The organism is Microvirga sp. P4_G7, from assembly GCF_056401005.1.
On sequence record NZ_JBFUKD010000151.1, the window covers coordinates 1 to 6,973 of the forward strand.

Below are 6,973 nucleotides of genomic sequence, written 5' to 3' on the forward strand. Positions count from 1 at the left end.
GAGAAAGCGCCGTATTTCGGGACGTTCGGCAATCCCTGCATCGCCGACACGCTGAAAAGGACGTGCTCCTCCGCGACATAGGCGATGCCCCGCGCGATCAACCGGTCGATGATCATGCGCATCTCTTCGATGTGCTCGGTCGCCCGCGGTTCGATGAAACGAGCCGGTTTGCCGACTTCGTTCACGTCGTCCGGCATCAGCACGCCGAGCGCACGAATATCCGCATGAAACTGCGCTTCGGTCTTCTGCGTCACGACGCGGATCGCGTCATTGTGGGGGAGGCCCGGAAAGTCGCGGGCGGCGCGCGCGTTGATCTTGTCGTCCACGTCGGTGATGTTGCGGACATACGTCACTGCGCCGTCGCCGTAGATGTGCCGCAGCAGACGGAACAGAAGATCGAAGACGATGATGGGACGCGCGTTGCCGATATGCGCGTAGTCGTAGACCGTCGGCCCGCAGACGTAGAGGCGCACATTCCTCGCGTCGATCGGGACGAAATCGTCCTTCGACCGGGTCAGGGTGTTGTGAAACCGCAAGGTCCGCGTCATGAAACCAAGTCCCTTCAGGCCGCCGGCCGGAGGATGGTTTCGATCTTGTGTTGAGAACGAGACAGCCCCTGCCAGCGGTGTGCGCTAGCTGCAAATGATCCCGGAAATGAGGATGGTGGCCGTTGTCATGGACAGATCAATGCCGTCTCGGGCTTTTCCCGTCAAGTACGGACTTTAGGCTATCGCCGCCGCGCCCTCCCGCCCAGCGTGCGGCGCGGCACATCTGCGTTCTTTGCAGGGGTCAATTCATGCAACCGTCTGGCTAGGTCGGCGTTAGAGCTTTATTCACGGTCGCCCGCCACTATCAGGGCGTGGTTCCAAGTTCGGAGAAGTCTTCCATGCGCCGCACGTTTGCCGTGCTCGGTCTATCCCTTTTTGCGGCTTGTGCAGCCGCGTCCCTGGCGTTTCTCCCGAACCGCAGCGAGGCTTCCGCTTCCGAGGCCACCTTCCTCGTGCCCGCCAATGACGGCTATGGCATCGCCGAATGCCTGACGGCCGGACTGGCCTGCGGCCACATCGTCGCCAACAGCTGGTGCGAGGCGCAGGGCTATGCCCGCGCCATATCGTTCCGCCAGGTCGAACCCGGCGAAACGACTGGCACGATCACCAAGGTCGCTCTTTCACGCCAGCAGGCGCCGATCTCGATCACCTGCTCCAACTGAACAGCCGCCTAGCTCTTCAGCCAATCTCCGCATTTCGGCGCATCGCCGCTGGCGCCCCATGGCGCGAGCGGAATGCTCGACGTGGAATTCTTCGGCGAGCCCTCGATCGGCCGGTCGGAATAGACCAGGTAGACGAGGGTGTTCCGCTTGACGTCGCAGCCGCGCACGATGTGCATGCGCTTGAAGACGAGGGACCGCCGTTCGCTGAAGACCACGTCTCCCTGGGCGAAGCGCTCCTTGAACCGAATCGGCCCCACCTGGCGACAGGACAGGGAGATGTCGGAGACTTCCTCCGCGACCCCGAGCGTACCCGACACGCCGCCGCGCTCCGGCGCCGTATAGTGGCAGGCGACGCCCTCCACCACCGGATCGTCGAGCCCGTAGACTGCGAGCTTGTCATTCGGCGTCAGCGCGCGCCAGACGGTGGATTTCTTGAAGATGAGATCCGGGTCCTGGGCGGAGGCCGTGGTCAGCCCTCCCGCGCACAGCAACGTCAACGCCAAGGCAATTCGAACGAACATCGATGAAGGCTCCTTCCTTCCCCCTCAAATGGGAAGGCGATGSAGATGTGGGAAGAGCTTGTCCGTTTGGCGAGGGGTCATTCCGCCTGATGGCAGCAAACACAGATCTTGTTGCCATCGAGATCCCGGAAATAGGCACCGTAGTAATTCGCGTGATAGTGCGGCCGGAGGGAAGGCTCGCCTTCGTTCGTTCCCCCTTCAGCCAAGGCAATCGCGTGACAATGATCGACCGTCGATCGATTCGGGGCCAGAAAGGCGACCATGGCGCCATTTCCGATGGAAGCCTCCGCTCCGTCAAAAGGACGCACGACAAGGAAGAGCGGTCGTTTTTCGGCGTTCGCATAGGCCAGCATGGTCTCGAACGTCAGCTTGAGGTTGATGTCGAGAGGTTGGAGAACCCGGTCGTAGAACCCTTTGGCGCGTGCCAGATCATTTGATCCGACGGTCGTATGGCTGTACATGACGGTTTGTCCCTCGCGCCCTGACGAAACGAGCCATGCTGACTTGCTTTCGCCGGGCGGGGCAAGGGGACTGCCACACGAGGGCCGGTTTCGGCCTTACTATGACCATCGAATTCGGGAACTGACGGCTCCAGACCTTCTGTTCTAAGCGGAACGTTAATGGCAAAGACACTCTTCAAGCGGGCCGTTCTGGCCGCCGCGGCTTTCTTTCTCGCAGGCGGCGTGGCTGTGGCGCAATCACCCGAATGTCAGCGGTATCGCGCCGAATTGGCTGCGATGGACCGTGGCGGCGGTGGAATCGATCCCGGTTTGGCGGCTCAGGCCCAAGGGCAGCGGAACGAGATCTCGCGTCTTCTCGCCTATCAGCGTTCCATCGGCTGCGACCGTGGCCCGCTCAATTTCTTTTCCGGCCCCGCCCCGGCCGAGTGCGGGCCGATCGCCCGCCAGATCCAGCAGATGGAAGCCAATTACGGACGTCTTGTAGCGCAAGCGCGCGAGAGCGGCGGCGGCGACATGCGCCGGCGTCAGCTCCAGGCCGCCGTGCAGCAGGCATGCGCCGTCGACGGTCCTCGCGGCTTCTTCGAGACCCTGTTCGGCCCGCCGCGCGGCCAGCCGGTTCAGCCCGAAATCATGGAAGAGGTGCCCAACGCCCCGCAGGACCGCCCTCTCGGCGGCCGCCGCCTCGTCTGCGTAAAGACGTGCGATGGCTCGTTCTTCCCCTTGAGCAACTCCCCCGGCGGCCGCGAGGGCGCCGACGAGATGTGCCAAGCCCTCTGTCCCGGCACGGAAACGGTCGCCTTCGCCACCTCAGGAGGCGAGGAATCGCTGAGCTACGCCGTCTCGCTGAAAGGTCAGGCCTACACCAACCTCGCCAACGCCTTCAAATTCCGCAAGACGTTCGACGAGAGCTGCGCCTGTAAGAAAGACAACGAGAGCTGGGCGACCGTCCTGCGCCGCGCCGAAGGCATGCTCGACCAGAAGCGCGGCGACATGATCGTCACAGCCGAAAAGGCCGAGGAATTGTCTCGCCCGAAGGCCGCTGCGGTCGCCAAGGGCAAAGCCGCCGACAAGAAGGCCGCAACCGATGCAGCGGAAGCGCAAGCCGCCGAGGCTGCAGCTGCCGCGCCCACGGCCGGTAGCGAATCCGCCGGTATCGGTCCGCAATCGATCGAAAAGGATAAGGTCGTCGGTCAAGCCGAAGGCCCGAAGCGCGAAGTGGTCGCGGGCGGCGCCAAGAAGACCGTCCGCATCGTAGCGCCGAACATCATCCCGGTTCCCGAGAGCAAGACACCGTAGCTTCCGACCCTTCCAACACCCTTCGTCATCCGGGTCGCGCTACGCAACCCGGAATGACTGGATTTGAAGGCTGCTCAGGCTGATTGGCCTGCCAGTCGCGCTTGCACCTTGTCCGGGCCGATGAGCGGCAGCAAGGCCGCCAATTCAGGACCGTGATCGAGGCCGGTCAGAGCCAGACGAAGCGGCATGAAAAGAGCTTTCCCCTTCAGCCCGGTCTCGGTCTTCACGGCTTCGGTCCATGCCTTCCAGGTCGTGGTGTCCCATGGCGCCGCCGGCAGGACCTTGAGAGCTGCATCTGCAAACGTCTTGTCCTCGATGACGGGCGCGACCGGCCCCTTCACGACGTTCCACCAGGTCGACGCGTCGGCGAGCTTGATCAGGTTCGTACGGACCGCCAGCCAGAAATCTTCGCCAGCATCCATTCCCAGTTTGGCGAGCCGCTCGCGCGCCTTTTCAAAGGGCATGTCGTGGACGAGCTTGGCATTCAATTGTTCGAGCTCGTGCTCGTCGAACTTGGCCGGCGCCCGCGAAATATGGGCAAAATCGATCAGGCCGGCGAGTTCGTCGAGATCGGCCACCGGACGCACCGATTCCGCCGTGCCGACGAGAACCGCGAGCGAGGCGACGGCCTGAGGCTCGAGGCCGGCCTCGCGCAGGCTGGTCAGTGAAAGATGTCCCAGCCGCTTCGATAGCCCCTCCCCGCTCGCCGTCGTCAGGAGGTTGATGTGGCCGAATTGCGGAAGATGGGTTCCGAGCGCTTCGAAGATCTGAATCTGAACCGCCGTGTTGGTGACGTGGTCCTCACCGCGGATCACGTGGCTGATCTTGAGATCCACGTCGTCCACGACCGAAGGAAGCGTATAGAGATACGTCCCGTCCTCGCGCACGAGCACCGGATCCGATAGGGAGCCGCAATCCACGTGGCACTCGCTGCGCACCATGTCGGTCCAGGTCACCACGCGGTGGTCGAGCCGAAAGCGCCAATGCGGCGTCCGGCCTTCGGATTCGAGCTTCTCGCGGTCGGCTTCCGTGAGTTTGAGCGCGGCCCGGTCGTAGATCGGCGGTTGGCCGCGTGCGAGCTGCCGCTTGCGGCGGAATTCCAGCTCCTCCGCGGTCTCGTAGCACGCATAGAGACGCCCGACATCGCGCAGACGCTCGGCGGCGGCATCATAGAGGTCGATGCGCTCCGACTGGCGTACGACGATATCCGGCGGTGTCCCCAGCCATTCGAGGTCCACCTCGATCGCATCGGCGTATTCACGCTTGGAGCGAGCGGTGTCGGTATCGTCGAAGCGCAGCACGAACACGCCGCCCTCGCGCCGCGCGAACAGGGCGTTGATGAGCGACTGGCGCGCATTGCCGATATGGATGAGCCCGGTGGGTGACGGGGCGAAGCGGACGATTGGCTTAGACATGCAATCCCTATGGCAAAGGGTGTGAGGCGATGCAATGGCCCGGCGGCTTCGCGGGCCTCGACAGTGGTCTAAATGTCCAAGGCCGGTTGTCGTGGCCTGGCCGCGGGCGCAACCGCCTCGTCGGCCTTCGGCGCCGGCCGGCCGTCGTCCCGAAAGCGGTTGACGATGGGATAACGCCGGTCGCGGCCGTAATTCTTCTTCGTCACCTTCACGCCGGGCGCCGATTGCCGCCGCTTGTATTCCGCAACGTAGAGAAGGCGCTCGACCTTCTTCACCGTTTCGGGATCGTGGCCCTTGGCCACGATATCGGAAACCCGCATCTCCTGCTCGACGAGACATTTGAGGATATCGTCGAGAACGACGTAAGGCGGTAGGGAATCCTCGTCCTTCTGATCCTCGCGCAATTCAGCACTCGGCGGCTTGGTGATGATGCGCTCCGGGATGACGAGTCCGTCAGGGCCCAGAGCCCCCTTCGGTTTCCACCGGTTGCGCAAGCCGCAAAGATGAAACACCTCGGTCTTGTAGAGATCCTTGATCGGATTGAAGCCGCCGTTCATATCGCCGTAGAGCGTGGCGTACCCCACCGACATTTCCGACTTGTTGCCGGTGGTGACGACCATGGAGCCGAACTTGTTGGACACCGACATGAGGAGCGTGCCGCGCGCACGGCTCTGCAGGTTCTCCTCCGTGATATCGCGCGGGCGCCCGGCAAAGAGCGGTTGCAGAATCTGCTCGAAACCCTCGACAGCGGCCGCGATCGGCAAAATGTCGTAGCGAACGCCGAGCGCCTTGGCGCATTCCGCCGCGTCGGTAAGGGATTCCGACGACGTATAGCGGTACGGCATCATGATCGCGTGAACCCGCTCCGGTCCGAGCGCGTCAACGGCCATCGCAGCGCAGAGTGCTGAATCGATACCGCCGGACAAGCCAAATACGACACCCGGAAAACGGTTCTTCTCGACGTAGTCGCGAAGGCCGAGAACGCAAGCGGCGTAATCGGCCTCGGGCCCCTCTTCGACGGTCTCGCGTGGTGCGTCGATGCAGGCCCAGGTGTCCCCCTTCCGCTCCCAGATCGTCAGGGCGACGGCTTCCTGAAATGCGGAAAGCTGGCATGCAAGCGAAGAATCGGCCTGCAGCGCGAACGATGCACCGTCGAAGACCAATTCGTCCTGACCGCCGACGGCATTGAGATAAACGAGCGGCAGGCCGCTGTCCGTGACCCGGGCGGCCGCGATGTTGAAACGCTCTTCCGTCTTTCCTTGCCAATAGGGAGACCCGTTGGGCACCAGAAGAATTTCCGCGCCGGTCTCGGCAAGGCACTCCACGACTTCTTCACCCCAGATGTCTTCGCAGATGGGCAATCCGAGCCGGATGCCCCGAAAGCTCACGGGCCCGGCAAGTCCGCCGGCGGCGAAGATGCGCTTCTCGTCGAAAACGCCGTAATTCGGCAGGTCCGCCTTGAAGCGGATCGTTGCGATCTTGCCTTCGTCGAGCAATGCGTAGGCGTTGTAGACGAGATCATCTTCGTTCCATGGCAAGCCCACGAGCATCGCCGGGCCGCCATCGGCGGTTTCGCGCGCGAGACGTTCCAACGCGGCGCGGCATGCGTCTTGGAAGGCCGGCTTCAGAACGAGGTCCTCGGCCGGGTACCCGGCAAGAAACAATTCCGAGAACATGACGATGTCGGCACCGAGCCTATGCGCCTCGGCACGAGCGGTTCGCGCCTTCGCTTCGTTCCCGCCCACATCGCCGACGATGGGGTTGAGCTGAGCGAGCGCGATCTTGAGGATGTTCTGAACCATGGCTAGCCGGATTTAGCGCGTTGCAGGAACGGCAGCAACAGGTTCGCCCCGTCGGAAACGACTGCGTCCTCCGCGATCAACGCATGATGGATGCCCAAAGCGGCCGTGATGCCGTCGGCGGCGGCGCATGTGATGTTGTGGGATCCGTAGGCCGCATCTCCTGCCGCGTAGACGCCCTCGATCGTGGTCATCTTCGCCGAATCCGTCGTGATTTGCGGCCCCGATCCGCCATCTTCGAACGCGCAACCGATCGTCTCCGCAAGAGGGC

The 6,973-nt window shown here is 63.1% G+C and carries 6 protein-coding genes and 2 pseudogenes; 2 read left to right on the forward strand and 6 right to left on the reverse strand.

Annotated elements, in window-relative coordinates; translation table 11 throughout:
* Positions 1–548: pseudogene (locus AC1DT3_RS09015) on the reverse strand (cysteine--tRNA ligase); the annotation flags it as partial.
* 338 nt (positions 549–886) lie between these two features.
* Between AC1DT3_RS09015 and AC1DT3_RS09020 the strand changes: the two are divergent.
* On the forward strand, positions 887–1,210 hold the full coding sequence (locus AC1DT3_RS09020; protein WP_477464919.1) for a hypothetical protein: 324 nt from the start codon (positions 887–889) through the stop codon (positions 1,208–1,210).
* Positions 1,211–1,218: 8 nt separating this feature from the next.
* Here the strand turns inward: AC1DT3_RS09020 and AC1DT3_RS09025 are convergent, their stop codons facing one another.
* Together AC1DT3_RS09025 and AC1DT3_RS09030 are read right to left on the reverse strand one after the other, a co-directional pair.
* The gene (locus AC1DT3_RS09025; RefSeq protein ID WP_477464920.1) at positions 1,219–1,731 is read right to left on the reverse strand and encodes a CreA family protein; all 513 of its coding nucleotides are present in this window, start codon (positions 1,729–1,731) and stop codon (positions 1,219–1,221) included.
* Between the two features lie 77 nt (positions 1,732–1,808).
* Positions 1,809–2,192: a VOC family protein gene (locus AC1DT3_RS09030; RefSeq protein WP_477464921.1), complete on the reverse strand. Its 384-nt coding sequence runs from the start codon at positions 2,190–2,192 to the stop codon at positions 1,809–1,811.
* A 159-nt stretch (positions 2,193–2,351) separates the two neighbouring features.
* Between AC1DT3_RS09030 and AC1DT3_RS09035 the strand changes: the two genes are divergently transcribed.
* The gene (locus AC1DT3_RS09035; RefSeq protein ID WP_477464922.1) at positions 2,352–3,488 is read left to right on the forward strand and encodes a DUF2865 domain-containing protein; all 1,137 of its coding nucleotides are present in this window, start codon (positions 2,352–2,354) and stop codon (positions 3,486–3,488) included.
* 74 nt (positions 3,489–3,562) lie between these two features.
* On the opposite strand, the gene gltX is transcribed toward AC1DT3_RS09035, so the two are convergent.
* The 3 genes and pseudogenes from gltX to AC1DT3_RS09050 all read right to left on the reverse strand — a co-directional run.
* Positions 3,563–4,903: a glutamate--tRNA ligase gene (gene gltX, locus AC1DT3_RS09040; RefSeq protein WP_477464923.1), complete on the reverse strand. Its 1,341-nt coding sequence runs from the start codon at positions 4,901–4,903 to the stop codon at positions 3,563–3,565.
* A 68-nt stretch (positions 4,904–4,971) separates the two neighbouring features.
* A complete protein-coding gene (locus tag AC1DT3_RS09045) occupies positions 4,972–6,705 on the reverse strand; it encodes an NAD+ synthase (protein ID WP_477464924.1) in 1,734 nt (577 codons plus the stop codon).
* Between the two features lie 2 nt (positions 6,706–6,707).
* Positions 6,708–6,973 (reverse strand): annotated as a pseudogene (locus AC1DT3_RS09050) (hypothetical protein); the annotation flags it as partial.

Excerpts from the sequence above, each read along its gene's own strand:
- AC1DT3_RS09030 (WP_477464921.1), bottom strand. The coding sequence starts at position 2,192 with ATGTACAGCCATACGACCGTCGGATCAAATGATCTGGCACGCGCCAAA.
- AC1DT3_RS09035 (WP_477464922.1), top strand. The coding sequence starts at position 2,352 with ATGGCAAAGACACTCTTCAAGCGGGCCGTTCTGGCCGCCGCGGCTTTC.
- gltX (WP_477464923.1), bottom strand. The coding sequence starts at position 4,903 with ATGTCTAAGCCAATCGTCCGCTTCGCCCCGTCACCCACCGGGCTCATC.
- AC1DT3_RS09025 (WP_477464920.1), bottom strand. The coding sequence starts at position 1,731 with ATGTTCGTTCGAATTGCCTTGGCGTTGACGTTGCTGTGCGCGGGAGGG.
- AC1DT3_RS09020 (WP_477464919.1), top strand. The coding sequence starts at position 887 with ATGCGCCGCACGTTTGCCGTGCTCGGTCTATCCCTTTTTGCGGCTTGT.
- AC1DT3_RS09045 (WP_477464924.1), bottom strand. The coding sequence starts at position 6,705 with ATGGTTCAGAACATCCTCAAGATCGCGCTCGCTCAGCTCAACCCCATC.